We start from the raw sequence: 15,402 nt of genomic DNA, 5'->3' as shown, positions 1-15,402 counted from the left end.
GTGGGGGGGGGGGGGGGGCGGGGGGGGGGGGGCGGGGGGGGGGGGGGCGCCCCCCCCCCCCCCCCGCCGCCGCCCCCGGGAGCGGGGTCCGCGGGTGCGGCGGAGGGCCCGCGCGGGGCCCGCCCCAGCGCCTCGCGGACGCCCCCGGGTGGGTGGTCCACGGCGAAACGCGCGGTTCCGTGGCGAGTGGAGAATGGCCGAATAGCGCCGGTCGGACCGGGCGTCCCGACGGGACCCGGCCGTGGCCGGACTGCATCCGGTTCGCCGCCCGGCCGAGGCGGGGACCGCTCCGCAGGTGCCCTCCCGCAACTCCCGGAAGAACCGCTTTCGTTGCGGAGGGGCCCGCAGCGCCGTGGCCAGGCTTTTGCCAGGGGCGCATGCTCATCCGCTGTGCGCCGCCCGTACCCCCTCCGGGGCGTCGTTGTCGTGGCAGCATGTCCCGCAACGGCGTTCCCGTGTCCTGGTGCGCCGGTTCGTCCACAGCCTGTGGAGGCGGCGATGCGTTGGTTGGTGGGGTGGAGCAGTGTCGCCGCGAGCTTCGGCACCGTGGGCGCGGTCGGCCACCACGGGGAGGGGCGGACGGTGCAGCCCGTGGGCTCCCAGCCCCTGTGGGGCGACCCTGATCCGCTGTGGGCCGTGGGCGACTGGCGCCCCGACGAGATCCGTGTCGTCACGGCGGCGACCCCCGAGGGAGCGCCCACCACCCGTCTCGCCGTCCTGGGCTGCTGCGGAGCCACCGACGAACAGCTCCGCGTCGGGCTGCTGGCCGCCCGAGGCGGCGCGCTGCGCCATCTCACCTCCTGGCCGGGCAGTTACACGGCCGTCGTCCAGATCGGCCGCCGCGTCACCGTCGCCGGAGACCTCGCCGGGGCCCGCCCCGTCTTCCACACGCCCACGCCGTGGGCCAACGGCACCGCGTACGCCACCGCGGCCCTCCCGCTCGCCGACCTCATCGAGGCGCAGCTGGACATCGGCCACCTCGCCGCGCTGCTGGCCTGCCCCGAGACCCCGGAGGCCCTGGGCGACGGCACACCGTACGCCGGGGTGAAGCGGGTGCCACCGGGGCACGCGCTGATCCTCCGCGAGGGCTCGCGCGAGATCACCGGGTACGAGGCGGTGGCCTCCCTCGCCGTGGCGGCCCCCCAGGCCGATCCGGTGAGCGCCGTCGAGGGCGTGCGGGACGCGCTGGTCGAAGCCGTACGCGCCCGGCTCACGGCACCCCGCCACGCCCCGGAGACCCTGCCGCCCGACCCCGGCCCGGTGCCGGGCATGGGACCCGCCGAGCGCCGCGCGGCCCGCGGGGCGCCCGTCCCCGGAATCGGCTCGGACCTCTCCGGCGGCAGCGCCTCCGCCACCCTCGCCCTGCTGGCCGCGGGGCTGCCCGGGCTGCCGGGCACCGTGCTGGGACACGGCACGGGCGCGGGCGAGCGTCTTCTCGCCGTCACGTTCAACGATCTCTCCGCCCACGGCCGCGAGGACGAGCTGGAGCGTGCCCGGGTCATCGCGGCCAATCCCCGCCTGCACCACGTGGTCGTCGCGGCTGGCGAGGAGGCCCTGCCCTACGCGGCGCTGGAGAGCGGCCCGCTCACCGACGAGCCCGCCCCCTCTCTCGTCGTCGCCGAACGCCACCGCCGCCGGCTGGCCGCGGGCAGCGCGGACCACTTCGTCGGCCACGGTGCCCGTCAGGTCCTGGACGCGCACCCGGCCCGCCTCGCCGACCTGCTCATGGACCGGCGCAGACGCCACCTCCTGCGGCCCGTCGCCGCGCTCGCCCGAGCCGAAGGGCCTTCCACGCACTCCCTGTTCGTCCCGCTGGCCGTGTACCGCGCCGCCCGCCGGCTGGCCCGCACGTCGTACCGCACCGGTCTCGAGACGGCGGCGTCCCTCCTGCCCGAGGCCAACCGCGACATCCCCGGCCTGGACACGCCGGCCGACGCCTCCCTCGCCTCCCTCGCATGGTCCCGGCCCGGGCCGGCCGCACGCTGGCTCACCGGGGAGGCGCTCGCGGAAGTATCGGTTCGCCTCCAGGAGGCGGCGATCCGGCCCGCGTCGGTCCAGCGCCCGGGGGAGGCCCGTGCCCGCGCGGCGCTCGCCCGGCACGCGGCCGACCAGCGGATCCTGGAGCAGGCCGCGGAGATCCGAAGCCAGCGGCTGCACGCCCCCTTCCTCGACAACCAGGTCGTACGGGCGGCCCGCGCCCTCCCGGAATCGCTCAGGGTCCAGCCGGGGGCCCGGGCGGCGATCCTGCGCCGGGTCCTCGCGGGGGCGGGCATCCACGACCTTCCGCCCGGCTGGGGCACCCCGTCGCAGGCGACCTCGACCGCGGCCGGGCACATCGGCCTGCGCACCGCCCTCCCGGAACTGATCGCGCTGTTCGACGCCCCGCTGCTCGCCGACGCCGGGCTGGTCGAGGCGCGCGTCGTACGGAAGGCGCTGCGCGCGGCATCCGAAGGCGAGCCCCTTCCCCTGGACGGCCTGGCGGAACTGGCGTCCACGGAGCTCTGGCTGCGGCGCCTGGTCACCCGCCGGGGCACCTGCTGGACCGGTACGGCCGCACCGAGGCAACGGGCGGTCGCGGGCGGCGTGGTGCCCGCCCGCCGGACGCTCCAGCCGTAGTCACCGCCACCACCACCGCTACCCGCCCGGCGCGCGTCCCCTCCCCGGCACCGGAACGGCGTCCCGCGCGCCTTCCCTCACCACCCCGGCCGCGCCCCGCCCGTTTCCCGCCGCCCCGGCAACGGGCGTGCACCCGTCGGGACACAATGGCCACGTGCGGTACCTGGTCCTGGGCGTCACCGAGGCGCGAGACGAGCACGGCGGTGTGCTGCCCGTGGGCGGCGCGCGGCTGCGCGCCCTGCTCGCCGCCCTCGCCCTGCGCGCGGGCCGCCCCGCACCGGTCACCGCCCTCATCGACGACGTGTGGGCCGACGACCCCCCGCAGGACGCGCCCGCCGCCCTCCAGGCCCTCGTGGGCCGGCTGCGGCGCGCGCTCGGCCGGGACGCGGTCGTCGGGGGCCCGGGCGGCTACCGCCTCGCCGCCGGGCCCGACGACATCGACCTGTACGTCTTCGAGCGGCTCGCCGGGGAGGGCGCCGCCGAGCTCGCCTCGGACAGCCCCGAGGCCGCCGCCCGTACCCTGCGCTCCGCGCTCGCGCTGTGGCGCGGCCCCGCCCTCGCCGACCTCCCCGGGCGCGACCGCGCCCTCCAGGCCGAGGCCCACCGGCTGAGCGCGCTCCAGCAGCGCATCGAGGCCGACCTCCGGCGCGGGGCCACGGCCGCACTCGTACCCGAGCTCAGGGAACTCACGGCCGCCCACCCCTACCACGAGCCGTTGCGCGCCCAACTGCTGCGCGGTCTGCGTGCCGAGGGCCGGCAGGCCGACGCACTCGTCGCGTACGAGGAGGCCCGCCGGGTACTCGCCGACGGCCTGGGCACCGATCCGGGACCGGAGCTCGCCGCGCTCCACCGGGAACTCCTCGCTGTGCCTGAGCCCGGGGCCGAGTACATCGCGGAGCCCCCAGCGGAGTCCGATGTGGAGCCCCTCGCCGAGCCCCTCGCCGAGCCCCTCGCCGGGTCCGTCGCGGAGCCCACCGTGCGGCTCGCGGCCGATCCGCACGCCGTGGAGGGCAACATCCGCCCCCGGCTCACCTCCTTCGTCGGCCGGGAGTCCGAACTCCGCCTCATCCGTTCCGACCTCTCGCGCGCCCGCCTGGTCACCCTCACGGGCCCCGGTGGCTCCGGCAAGACCAGGCTGGCGGAGGAGTCGGCGGCCGGACAGGGGGCCTGGATCGCCGAACTCGCCCCGCTCGACGACCCCTCCGCCGTCCCCGGAGCCGTGTTCTCCGCCCTGGGCCTCCGCGAGACGACCCTCCGCCAGGGAGGCCCCCGCGACGGGCACCCCGCAGGCGAGGACCCGACCGGGCGGCTGGTCGAGAACCTCTCGCACCGGTCGCGCCACAGCCCGTTCCTCCTGGTGCTCGACAACTGCGAGCACGTCGTCGGTGCGGCGGCGGCCCTCGCCGAGACCCTCCTCACGCACTGCCCACGGCTGCGCATCCTCGCCACCAGCCGCGAGCCCCTGGGCGTGCCCGGCGAGGCCGTCCGCCCCGTCGGCCCGCTGCCTCCGGACCCCGCGTACCGGCTGTTCGCCGAGCGCGCCCGCGCCGTGCGGCCGGAGTTCGGGGCGGAGGCGGGGGTGGACACGGCAGACGACCCGCGCGCCGTCGACGAGATCTGCCGCAGGCTCGACGGACTCCCGCTCGCCATCGAACTGGCCGCCGCCCGGCTCCGGCTGCTCACCCCGCGTCAGATCGCCGACCGTCTCGACGACCGCTTCCGGCTGCTCACCAGCGGCAGCCGGACCGTGCTGCCCCGCCAGCAGACGCTCCGGGCGGTCGTGGACTGGTCCTGGGACCTGCTCTCCCCGCAGGAGCGGACCGTGCTGCGGCAGGTCTCCGTCTTCGCGGGCGGCTGGGACCTGACGGCGGCCGAGGCGGTGACCGGACCGGACGCCGCTGACCTGCTCGGCGCCCTCGTCGACAAGTCACTCGTCGTCGCGGCTCCTTCGCACGACTCGCAGATGCGCTACCGCCTCCTGGAGACCATCCACGAGTACGCCTCCGAGCGGGCCGCCGAGACCCCGGACGTCCTGGAGGCGACGTGCGCGGCCCACACCGCGTACTTCACCGCGCTGGCCGAGGACGCCGATCCGCGACTGCGGTCCGGCGAACAACTGCTGTGGATCCGGCGCCTGGAGACGGACCTCGACAACATCCGTGCCGCCCTGCACCGCACGGTCGTCACCCACCCCTCGGAACAGGCGGCGCTGCGCCTGGTGCTCGCCATGGGGTGGTTCTGGTGGCTGCGCAACTTCCGCATCGAGGGGGTGGGCTGGGCCGACCGCACGGCCGCCCTAGGCGAGGACCCCACGGATCCGGCCGACCCCCGCCACTGGCCCCGCATGCACCTGCACATGCTGCGGTTCTTCCTCGCAGTGGAGAGCCGGCCGACGGAGAACGTCTACGAGGACGAGGCGCTCCAGGCCCTGATCACCAAGGTCAGCGAGGCCTTCGGCTCGGGCGGCCCCGAGTCCGCCCGCTTCCCCGGACTGCTCTGGCCGATGACCTCGTACATGCGCTGCGAGGACACCCCCGACGTACAGGCGCACTTCGACGCGGCCGTCGCCAACACCAGGGAGCACGGAGGGGACTGGGAGTACGGCGTCACCCTGATGACGCGCACCCACATGCTGGTGGACACCCCCGACGGCATGGACGGCATCGACGAGGACATCGCCGAACTGCGAGCACTCAGCCGCCGGGTCGGGGACCGCTACCTCCGCGCCCAGGTGGCGAGCGCCGCCGCGGAGGCGGGGATGACGCGCGGGAGGTACGAGGAGTCACGCGCGGCCTACCAGGAGGCGCTCGGACTCGCCCGGGAGGTCGGCGCCCATGGGGAGGCACCCTTCCTCCTGGGACGCCTCGCGGAACTCTCCTACCGGGCGGGGGACCTGGACGCGGCCACGAAGAGCCTGGACGAGGCCGAGGCCGAGGCGGAGCGCCAGCACATGCCGGACGCCTACGCCTACGTGTACTACCTGCGTGCCGCCGTCGCGCTGACGGCCGGCGAGATCCCGAGGGCACGCCGGTACGCCGACTCCGCGCGCGCCGCCCGGCCCTACGGCAGCCGGCCTCCGCAGTTCGCGGCGGCTGTCCTGGGGCTCTCGGCCCGCATCAGCGTGTCCGAACCGTCCGGCGGGCCCGCCGAGGGGCTGCGCGGGGTGGTCGAGGCGCTGGCGCTCGCCGTGGAGTCCCGGTGCGTGGAGGTCTTCACCGCGCATCTGGCGGAGGTGGCGGCGATCGTCCTGGCCGAACTCGGCCTGCCCGGGATATCGGCCCGCGTCCTGGGGGCCTGCGCGCTCTGGCGGGTGAACGGCCCCCGCTCGGCGGTGGAGGAGGCCGACGTGGCCGCGGCGGTGGAACGGCTGCGCGAGGAGCTCGGTCCCCGTCGCTACGCGGAGGAGAGCGCCCTGGGGCGCGGCATGACCCCGGGCGAGGTCCTCGGCCTGCTGACCGGCGTGGCCGGGGATCTCAGCGGCAGCTGATCCTGGACGCCGCCCAGTCGGCGAGGGCGACCCCGCCGAGGGCACCCGAGGGTTCCACGACGAGGCGGATCGTCGTGCTGCCCTCGATGCCGACGCTCACCGGGACCGCGGGGTCACCGCCCCGCACCACGGGGGAACGCCACAGCCGCGCCCCGTCACCGTCGTACACGGAGAAGCGCACGGCGCCGAGCCCCAGTGTCAGGTCGTCGACCCCTGCCATCGCCTCGTAGCGCGTGCACGGACGGTTGAGCTGGACGGCGACCGACGAGCGGGAGGGCGCGGTCACCCCGTGGGCGTAGGCCGTGGAGGCGATCGACAGCCCGTGGCGCTGCCAGAACACTCCCCTGCTCGCGCCGAGCAGGATCTCCGGCCCGGTGTGATCACCGGTGACCGAGTAGGCCAGCTCGTTCACCTGGTAGATCTCCGGTGCGGGCGGCGCGGGCGGCGCCGGTGGTGCCGGCGGCTCCGGAGAGGGTGTCGGCGCGGGCTCCGGCCGGGTCGGCTCGGGTGCGGGGTCGGGCGTCGGGGACGGTGTGGGCGTCGGCTCCGGTGCGGGAGGTGCCTCCGGTGCGGGTGGTGGATCGGAGGCGGGCGGAACGGACGGCGCGGGCGGCTGCGGGACAGGCGCCGGTTCCTGCGGGGGAGCGGGCGTGGGGGCGGCTGGCGCCGCGACCGGCGGCCTGGCCACCGGCTTCTCCTCCGGAGCCGGCCGGTCGTCACCGATCAGGGCCCAGACGAGCCCGGCGGCCGCTGCCACGGCCACGGCGGCGGCGATGCCGGCCTTCAGCGGGGCGCCGAGCCCTTCCGACGCCGCGGCCCCGCCCGCGGTTCCGCTCCCGGAGGACGCGCCTCCCGCGGCCGCTGCGGCGGCCCCGGCGCCGGCCGCGCCGGCCGCACCGCCCGCCACGATGCCCGCTGCCTTGACCGAGTAGCCCGCGGCGAACCAGCCGATGACCGCGACCGGAAGCAGGGCCGGGATGCCGGCGTTCACCCGGTCGAGCTCACCGGCGGCGATCCGGCACTTCGCGCATTCCTCCAGGTGCTTGCGCAGCCCGCGTTCGGCCCGGGTGCGCAGGCCGCCCCGGGCATGGGCGCCGAGCCGGTCGGCGTACCGGGCGCAGTCACCGCCGGACGTCAGCGACTGACTCACATGGGCCTGCAGATAGGCCTGCTTGAGCCCTTCGCGGGCCCGGACCGCGAGAACCGCCGTGGCGTTGGCGGTCAGGCCGAAGAGCGGGGCGACCTCGCTCGGCGACTCCTCCTCCACGGTGGTGTGCCACAACACCGCCTGCCAGCGCTCCGGCAGGCTGCGGAACGCCTGCATGGCCATCGACCGGTCCGCCTCGTGCATGGCCAGCACATCGGCGCCGAGATCGAGGGTGTCCGCCTCGGAGAGCTCCGAGGCGCGAGTGGCCTGCGCCGCGAACACCGCGAAGTCGTCGACGAGATGCTCGCGCTTCGCGCTCCTGGTCCACGCGGCGGCCACATGCCGTACCGCCGTCATGAGGTAGGCCCGGACCGCTTCCTCCGGCCCCTTCCCGCCGCGCACCGCCTGGAGCGTCCGTGCGAACACCTCGGCGGTCAGGTCGTCGGCGGTGTGCGCGTCCCGGCAGCAGGTACGGGCGTAGCGGCGGACCGCTCCTGAATGGCGCCGGAACAGCTCCTCGTACGCCTGGTCGTCGCCCCCGCGCATGCCCTGGATCAACTGGGCGTCGGACGGCCCGAGATCAGCCGATCCCGCACGCCCTTCCCGTTGCAGGGGGACGGCGTACGCGGCGTCACCGGGCTCCGGCCGCACCTCGTCGTCGGCGGGCGCGGGCCAGGGACCCGGCAGAACCGTGCCACCCTCGACCGGGACGGCCTGCTCCTCCGGGCCCGCGGGGTCCGGTGCCACCCGGCCCGGTCGTGCCTGCCCAGGGGGGCCCGCCTGTTCGGGCATCCGGGCGGTGGACGCGTCGTCGGCGCGCGTCCCCGTGTCCCTGCCGCCCTTGCCCGCGGCTGCCACACCGTCGGCCGGTTCCTCCTGCTGCGCGTCACCGCTCATCGCGGAAGCCCCCGTATGCACCCTCGGACCCCGATACGGGGGCAAGGTTGCCACAGAGGCGTGCCCGCGACGGCCCCCGAGCGGCAGCAACCACTCGTCCGGGGTGTCTTCCCCTGCCCGGTGGGCGTGACATCGCCCCGTCGGGGAAGGAGCAACGCCCCTCGAGAGCAACGCCCCTCGTGCGCACCGGCGTCCGGCGGTGCACCGGGCGTCACGCGATGCGTCGGCGTCCGGCGGTGCACCGGGCGTCCGGTCGGCGGTGGTGTCCCGCCGACCGAGACGCCTGGGGCATGCGGGCTACGCGGGACGGGAGCGCAGGCCTTCGAGGAGGATGTCCAGCAGCCGGGCGGAAGCAGCGGCCTGGTGAGCGGGATCCGGCAGCGCCGGTGCGGCCGTGGCTATGACCAGCAGCACGTCGGCCACCGTCACGTCGCCCCGGAGCTCACCCGACTCACGGGCCCGGTCCACCAGGCGCCCCACCACTTCGAGCAGCTCGGCAGCGCCCGGATCGTCGTCGAGCCCTTCCTCGGAGGACGCGTGCTGTCCGGTCGCCCGGAGACCGCCGGCTTCCACGCCCTGCCGCTGGTGCGGGACGCGGGTGTCGCCGTCGGCGGCACCGGGGCCTGCCGGCTGCTCGTCCTGCTCCGCGCCGACCCGCAGCACCTGCGGCGGCAGCAGCCGTCCCGCACCCGACGCCACCGAGGTCCGCAGGAAACGGGAGAGCGCCGACCACGGCTCCTCCTCCTGGCCGAGGGCCGAGCGCGCCTGATCCGTCAGCCGCGCGGTCTCCTCCTCGGCTATCCGGCGCACCAGCACGTCCTTGCTGGGGAAACGCCGGTAGACCGTACCCACCCCGACCCGCGCGCGCCGTGCCACGTCCTCCATCGGCGCCCCGTAGCCGAGCTCCCCGAACACCTCGCGCGCGGCGCGCAGGACGTGTTCGAGATTGCGCTGTGCGTCCACGCGGAGCGGCGCCGAGCGGGCCGTGTTCCCCGCGACCCCGGCCTCCGCGACCGTACCGACCGCTCCCAGCGGGCTCAGCCGCCCAGGGCCCTCCACGGAAGAGGTGACAGCGCTCGGCCCATGCAAATCCTGAATGTGCATAACTTCCCCCGGTTATGACGTCTCCCCCCGGAGACTTCCCCGCCGTGTCCGCCGGCGTGTGGACCTCAGTCCGAATCCGACACCCCGACGGGGTACGAACATAGTTGAGCCCGGGTCAATTCAGAAGGGGGTAGTTCCGCACGGAGCGCCCCCCGATCGGAGCAAGGACCGGTTGAACCCCGATTCGACCCCTGCGTGCCCGGCTCCCCGCCACACCTGACCTGCGCAGCTCCGCCGTCGCGCGGTGGCCGCGGCCCGGCGGATGATCGAAGCCCTCCGGTCACACAATTTGCCGGGCCTGTGGACAAACACCGGACTCCGTTGCGTCATGGGAAGGTGATGGCACCAGAAACCCCGGGGGCATCCCCCGACAACCGGCCACGTGTGCGCATTCTCGTCGTCGGCGGCGGCTACGTGGGGATGTACACCGCGCTGCGTCTCCAGCGGAAGCTGCGGCAGAGACTGAGGAGCGGCGAGGCCGAGATCGTGGTGGTCACGCCCGAGCCCTACATGACCTATCAGCCGTTCCTGCCCGAGGCCGCCGCGGGCTCGATCTCGCCGCGGCATGTCGTCGTCCCCCTGCGACGGGTCCTCAAGCACTGCACCATCGTCATCGGCGAGGCGGAGCGCGTCGACCACGCCAAGCGCACCGCCACGGTCACGACGCTCGCCACCGGTGAGGACGGCACCGGTGCGATCGAGATCCCGTACGACGAACTCGTCCTCGCGCCCGGGTCCGTGTCGCGCACCCTCCCGGTCCCCGGCCTGGCCGACGTCGGCATCGGCTTCAAGACGGTGGAGGAGGCCATCGGCCTCCGCAACCACGTGATCGAGCAGATGGACATCGCCTCCGCCACGCGGGACCCGGCCATCCGCGACGCGGCGCTCACCTTCGTCTTCGTCGGCGGCGGGTACGCGGGCGTGGAGGCGCTCGCGGAGCTCGAGGACATGGCCCGCTACACCTCGCGGTACTACCACAACATCAAGCCCGCGGACCTGCGGTGGATCCTGGTCGAGGCGACCGGACGCATCCTGCCGGAGGTCGGCGAGGCCATGGGGAAGTACGCGGTCAGGGAGTTGCGGGGCCGCAACATCGACGTACGGCTCGACACCCGGCTGGACAGCTGCGAGGGCCGGGTCGCGGTCCTCAGCGACGGGTCGCGCTTCCCGACCCGCACCCTGGTGTGGACCGCCGGCGTGAAGCCCGCACCGATCCTCGCCGCCACCGATCTGCCGCTTACGGAGCGCGGCCGGATCCGCTGTACCGCCACGCTCTCCGTCGACGGCGCTCCGCACGCCTGGGCGGCCGGTGACGCGGCAGCCGTCCCGGACCTCACCTCGGCCGATCCGGGCACGGAGACCGCGCCGAACGCCCAGCACGCGGTGCGCCAGGCCAAGGTCCTCGCCGACAACATCCTGGCCGTCCTCGCCGGCCGCCCGGCCCAGGACTACCGGCACTCCTACGCCGGATCCGTCGCCTCGCTCGGCCTGCACAAGGGCGTCGCGCACGTCTACGGGCGCAAGCTCAAGGGGTATCCGGCGTGGCTCATGCACCGCGTCTACCACCTGAGCCGCGTGCCCACGTTCAACCGGAAGGCGCGTGTCCTTGCCGAGTGGACCCTGGCCGGGCTCTTCAAGCGGGAGATCGTCTCCCTCGGGTCGCTCGAACACCCGCGAGCCGAATTCGCCCTCGCCGCACGGGGGCACGCACACCCCGGACCTCCCGGGGACACACCGCCGAAGGGCGACGTGCCGCCGGACACGTCCGGCTGACCCCGTCCACCCCCACCGCGACGTCCGGGGAACGGGCGCAGTTCAGCGGCCGGACCCGCTGCCGTACGGCAACTGTCAGTACGGTCGGTCACACTGGGCGTGTGACCATAGGTGGGCTCACACCTGCGCAGAGTTACCCGGCAGGCAGTCACCTAAAGTGACGAAAGCGACGACCGACAGCACGAAGCGGCCCGGCTGTGCGTTCCCGGAAGCCTGGCCCCGGCACCCCGATCCGGCATGAGGACCGGCGGGGTGCCGGCCACAGGACCAGCAGAAGAAGCTCGCCCGAGCGGACCAGACCGACACACGAGGCCAGAAATTCCGTGAACTTCACGCGCTGGAGCGCCCGCCTTCCTGGAACGCAGCGTCGAGCCGCCGCGCGGGACGACCACAGTTCCGTCCCCGCCGCCCGCGCGGAGTCCGCACGGCCGAAGCCCGCGGCCGCGCCGTCCGGAGGAACACCGCAGGCGTCCGCCACCACGGAGGCCCCCGGCCTGGAAGCCCTGTCCGCCCGCGACATCCTGGGCCGGCTTCCCGCCCCCGTCGCGCTGCTCCACGGCCCCGAACACCGCATCACCTACGTCAACGCCGCCTACACGTCGGCCTTCGGCCCGCGCCCCTGCGGCACCCCGGCGGCCGAGGCGATGCCCGAACTGGCCGAGCTCAGCCTGTTTCCCCTCATGGACCAGGTCCTGCGCAGCGGCACCCCTCGTACGGTCAAGTCCCGCAAGGTCCTGGCCGGCGGTTCCTACACGGTGACGTGCACCCCGGTGGCGGCCGACGGCCCGGAGGGCGAGGCGGGGGTCCTCGTCTACGCCACCGACGTCACCGACCACGCCGAGGCTGCGGAGCGGCTCCGCGCCAGCGAACGCCGCCACCGCGAGACGGCCGTCACCCTCCAGCGCTCCCTGCTCCCGCAGGAGCTCGAACAGCCGGACGACCTGCGCATCGCCGCCACCTACCAGCCGGGTGGCACGGACGCGGCGGTGGGCGGCGACTGGTACGACGTCATCACGCTGGGCGCCGGCCGCACCGCGCTCGTCATCGGCGACGTGATGGGGCGCGGCGTGCGGGCCGCGGCCGTCATGGGCCAGCTGCGCACCGCGGTCCGCGCCTACGCCCGCCTCGATCTCCCTCCGCACGAGGTGCTCCAGCTGCTCGACGTGCTCGCCGCCGAGATCGACGCCAGCCAGATCGCCACCTGCGTCTACGCCGTCCACGACCCCAACGAGGGGCACCTCGTCTACGCCTCCGCCGGACACCTCCCGATCCTCGTGTGCGACGAGGACGGCACGGTGCACCGGGCCGAGGACCCGACGGGACCGCCGCTCGGCACCGGCGGGTGGGTCCACACCTCGGGGACGATCGCCCTGCCGCCCGGCTCCACGGCCGTCCTCTACACGGACGGCCTGGTCGAGCGGCGCAGCGAGGACATCGACGAGGGCGTCGCCTCCCTGGAGCGCGCCCTGTCCGGCGCCAAGGGTTCGCCCCAGGTGGTCTGCGACCGGCTCATCCGCTCCCTGGGCGTCACCGCGGAGCACGACGACGACGTGGCGGTCCTGGTGGTCCAGCACCCCGCGCGCACGGCGCCGAGCGCGGAGCTCTTCCACAACGCCTCGCTCGAACTGCTCGGCGGCATCGAGGCCGCGCCCAGGGCCCGCGCCTTCGCCACCGGCGTCCTGGCGTCCTGGCGCTTCCCCGTGGAGCTCTGCGACCTGGGTGTCCTGGCCGCCAGCGAGCTCGTGGCCAACTCCCTCCAGCACGGCACCCCGCCCATGCGGCTCGGCCTGCGCAGGACCGACCGCCGTCTGATCATCGAGGTGACGGACGGGGACGACCACCTGCCGCGCCGTCGCCGGGCCGAGCCCGCGGACGAGGCGGGGCGCGGTATCTCCATCGTCGCGACCATCGCCTCGTCCTGGGGCAGCCGCCGCACTCCCGGCGGCGGCAAGGCGGTCTGGTGCGAATTCGCCCTTCCCGGCTGACCCGCCTCAGCGCAGGGCGCCGGGCGCGGTGACGGTCTCGCTCTCCGGCATCGACACGGCGACCACCCGGGACGGCACCGTCGCGAGGGACGGCTTGTCCTGTACGGGCGTGAGCCGGCGGCCCAGCTTCAGCGCCAAGACGGTGATGCCCAGCGAGAACACCACGAAGGTCACGATGTACGGCCCGGGCAGCGCCGCCCCCATCGGCCCGCCGACGGCAGGACCGACGGCCAGGGCGAGCTGCTTCACCAGGGCGAACGCCGAGTTGTACTGGCCGACCCTGGCCTCCGGCGCCAGATCGGCGACGAGTGGGGCCACCGTCGGCGACAGCATGGCCTCACCGAGCCCGAACAGGGCGTACGTCGAGATCATCGCGGCCGTCGCCATGGTCTGGCTGCCGTGCCCGAGGCCCGCGTAGCCCGCAACGATCCAGGCGAAGGCCCAGATCAGACCGACCCAGGCGATGACCCGGCTGCGGCGGCGGCGCTCCACGAGACGGAGCACGACGAACTGCGCGACGACGATGACCGCCGTGTTGGCGGCGAGCGCGATGCCCAGGGTGGACGGATCGATTCCCGCGGCCTCGGTGCCGTAGGCGGCGAGGCCGGACTCGAACTGCCCGTAGCAGGCGAAGAAGATCACGAAGCCGAGTACGCACAGCTGCACCATGGCCTTGTGGGAGAGGAGCGCCCGCAGTCCGGCCTTGTGTTCCGTGCCGTCGCCGGGCACCGCGTCCGTGAGGGACGGGGCCCGGGGCATGCGCACCGTGGCAGCGACCACGCCGAGCACCAGGAACATCGCCGCCTCGATGAGGAACAGCAGGGTGAAGCTCGACGGACGGCCGACGTCCACGAGCTGCCCGCCGACCAGCCCGCCGATGCCCAGCCCGAGGTTCTGCAGGAAGAACTGCATGGCGAAGGCACGGGTGCGCGTCGCGGCGCTCGAGCACCAGACCAGCATCGTCGCGAGCGCCGGCTGCATGACGGCGGTCCCCGCGCCGAGGACCGCGGCGGAGAGCACGGTGGAGGTCACGCCCCCGGACACACCCAAGGCACAGGCACCTACAGCGGCCGCAGCCGCGGCGACGATCAGCACGGGCAGGGGCCCGCGCCGGTCGATGGCCCGACCGGTGAACGGCAGTACGGCCAGCGCCGCCATGGCGAACACGGCCAGCACGACTCCTGCCGTGCCGGCACCGAGATCCCGCACCTGCGCCACGTAGACGTACAGATACGGGACGGTGAATCCGAGGCCGAACGCGCTCAGCGCGCTCCCCACCTGGATCCGCCGCAGCGCTGCACCCATCTCCCTGGTCACACTCACCTACCTCACAACATGAAGAACTTTGAAGAACACAGACCCGTAGACTTTAGCACTAAAGTTAGAGTCTGAAGTCTTCATCGTGAAGGACTTCGAAGGCGATGGGGAGCGTGCGATACTGCCCGCCATGTCTGACACCACCGAGCAGCCCGAGCTCCAGGAGCCGAGCCTCGACGAGCAGATCGCGGCCTACCAGCGCGAGTTCCGGGACCTCGACCCCCAGGTCGAGCAGATCGTCTCCGCGCTGGGCCGGCTGAACCGAAGGATGAACGTCGCCTACGGCAGACAGGTCGCGGCTCTCGGCATCAGCAACGCCGAATGGGAGGTCCTCAAGACCCTGGTCCTGTCGGGCGCTCCGTACCGACTGGGTCCGGGCGAGCTCGCGAAGCGCCTCGGGCTCACTCCCGCCGCGATGACCCACCGCATCGACCGCATGGCGGGCGAGGGCCTGGTGACCAGGGACCGGGACGAGAACAACCGCGTGCGCGTCATCGTCGAGCTGACCGACGAGGGCCGGACGAAGTGGCTCGAGGCGATGCGGATGGCCACCACCTTCGAGGAGGACCTCCTCCAGGACCTCTCCGGCGACGAACGCGGAGCGCTGGGCGAGATCCTGATCCGCCTCCTGCGCCGCGTGGAGCACGAGCAGCCGGACGCCGGCGGCCGGCTCACGGACCTGGGCTGACGGCCCCGATGCGGGCGCACGGGGAGGGGTTGACACGCCCCCCTCGCATCCGTAAGGTTCTTCGAGTTGTCCCGGAGCCACCACGGTCCGGAGGCAGCCGATCCCGCCGCGAATGCGGCAACCAAACTCAGCACGATCTCCCACCGGGGAGAATTTCGGCATGCCGAAATTCAATTCGAAGGCTCGATTATGAGCCGCCGGGAAAATCCGCTAGAGTTTGGGCGTCGGAACGGCCCGAGGGCCGGGAAGACAACCCCCGCTGACTGGGAATCAGGCCCGAAAGGATCTGATAGAGTCGGACTCGCCGGAAAGGGAAACGCGAAAGCGAAGAACTGGAAAGCGAAACAAGCAGTAACCCGCTTCGGCCGGGAATCGGACACGAAAGAGT

Annotated in this window: 8 protein-coding genes; 5 read left to right on the top strand and 3 right to left on the bottom strand. The window is 74.2% G+C overall.

All coding sequences use genetic code 11. From position 1 onward, the window contains the following. Positions 1-498 precede the first annotated feature (498 nt). Positions 499-2,616 carry an asparagine synthase-related protein gene (locus ACFC51_RS24110; protein ID WP_376371907.1) on the top strand — a complete coding sequence of 706 codons (2,118 nt, stop codon included), beginning with the start codon at positions 499-501 and terminating at the stop codon, positions 2,614-2,616. Between the two features lie 154 nt (positions 2,617-2,770). Beyond that, a complete protein-coding gene (locus ACFC51_RS24105) occupies positions 2,771-6,103 on the top strand; it encodes a BTAD domain-containing putative transcriptional regulator (RefSeq protein ID WP_376530709.1) in 3,333 nt (1,110 codons plus the stop codon). Here ACFC51_RS24105 and ACFC51_RS24100 read toward each other — a convergent pair. Together ACFC51_RS24100 and ACFC51_RS24095 are read right to left on the bottom strand one after the other, a co-directional pair. Continuing rightward, a complete protein-coding gene (locus ACFC51_RS24100; protein ID WP_376530707.1) occupies positions 6,090-8,147 on the bottom strand; it encodes a sigma-70 family RNA polymerase sigma factor in 2,058 nt (685 codons plus the stop codon). The two genes, ACFC51_RS24105 and ACFC51_RS24100, sit on opposite strands and share 14 nt — an antisense overlap. 297 nt (positions 8,148-8,444) lie before the next feature. Further along, the gene (locus tag ACFC51_RS24095) at positions 8,445-9,251 is read right to left on the bottom strand and encodes a TetR/AcrR family transcriptional regulator (protein ID WP_376371902.1); all 807 of its coding nucleotides are present in this window, start codon (positions 9,249-9,251) and stop codon (positions 8,445-8,447) included. Positions 9,252-9,635: 384 nt separating this feature from the next. On the opposite strand from ACFC51_RS24095, the gene ACFC51_RS24090 reads away from it, so the two are divergent. Together ACFC51_RS24090 and ACFC51_RS24085 are read left to right on the top strand one after the other, a co-directional pair. Continuing rightward, positions 9,636-11,024, top strand: coding sequence for an NAD(P)/FAD-dependent oxidoreductase (locus ACFC51_RS24090; protein WP_376371899.1), 1,389 nt, complete (start codon positions 9,636-9,638; stop codon positions 11,022-11,024). A gap of 323 nt (positions 11,025-11,347) precedes the next feature. Beyond that, on the top strand, positions 11,348-13,009 hold the full coding sequence (locus tag ACFC51_RS24085) for a SpoIIE family protein phosphatase (protein ID WP_376371896.1): 1,662 nt from the start codon (positions 11,348-11,350) through the stop codon (positions 13,007-13,009). 6 nt (positions 13,010-13,015) lie between these two features. On the opposite strand, the gene ACFC51_RS24080 is transcribed toward ACFC51_RS24085, so the two are convergent. Beyond that, complete coding sequence (locus ACFC51_RS24080; protein WP_376530909.1) at positions 13,016-14,314, bottom strand: MFS transporter; 1,299 nt, start codon at positions 14,312-14,314, stop codon at positions 13,016-13,018. Positions 14,315-14,456: 142 nt separating this feature from the next. On the opposite strand from ACFC51_RS24080, the gene ACFC51_RS24075 reads away from it, so the two are divergent. Then, complete coding sequence (locus tag ACFC51_RS24075; RefSeq protein WP_376371893.1) at positions 14,457-15,014, top strand: MarR family winged helix-turn-helix transcriptional regulator; 558 nt, start codon at positions 14,457-14,459, stop codon at positions 15,012-15,014. Positions 15,015-15,402 lie beyond the last annotated feature (388 nt).

This window comes from Streptomyces sp. NPDC055962 (assembly GCF_042270185.1).
Lineage (GTDB): Bacteria > Actinomycetota > Actinomycetes > Streptomycetales > Streptomycetaceae > Streptomyces.
This window is presented reverse-complemented; position numbering and strand designations above follow the sequence as displayed.

What these genes read in the sequence shown, in the direction of transcription:
- ACFC51_RS24095 (WP_376371902.1), bottom strand. Translation starts at nt 9,251, where the DNA reads ATGCACATTCAGGATTTGCATGGGCCGAGCGCTGTCACCTCTTCCGTG.
- ACFC51_RS24080 (WP_376530909.1), bottom strand. Translation starts at nt 14,314, where the DNA reads ATGGGTGCAGCGCTGCGGCGGATCCAGGTGGGGAGCGCGCTGAGCGCG.
- ACFC51_RS24100 (WP_376530707.1), bottom strand. Translation starts at nt 8,147, where the DNA reads ATGAGCGGTGACGCGCAGCAGGAGGAACCGGCCGACGGTGTGGCAGCC.
- ACFC51_RS24110 (WP_376371907.1), top strand. Translation starts at nt 499, where the DNA reads ATGCGTTGGTTGGTGGGGTGGAGCAGTGTCGCCGCGAGCTTCGGCACC.
- ACFC51_RS24075 (WP_376371893.1), top strand. Translation starts at nt 14,457, where the DNA reads ATGTCTGACACCACCGAGCAGCCCGAGCTCCAGGAGCCGAGCCTCGAC.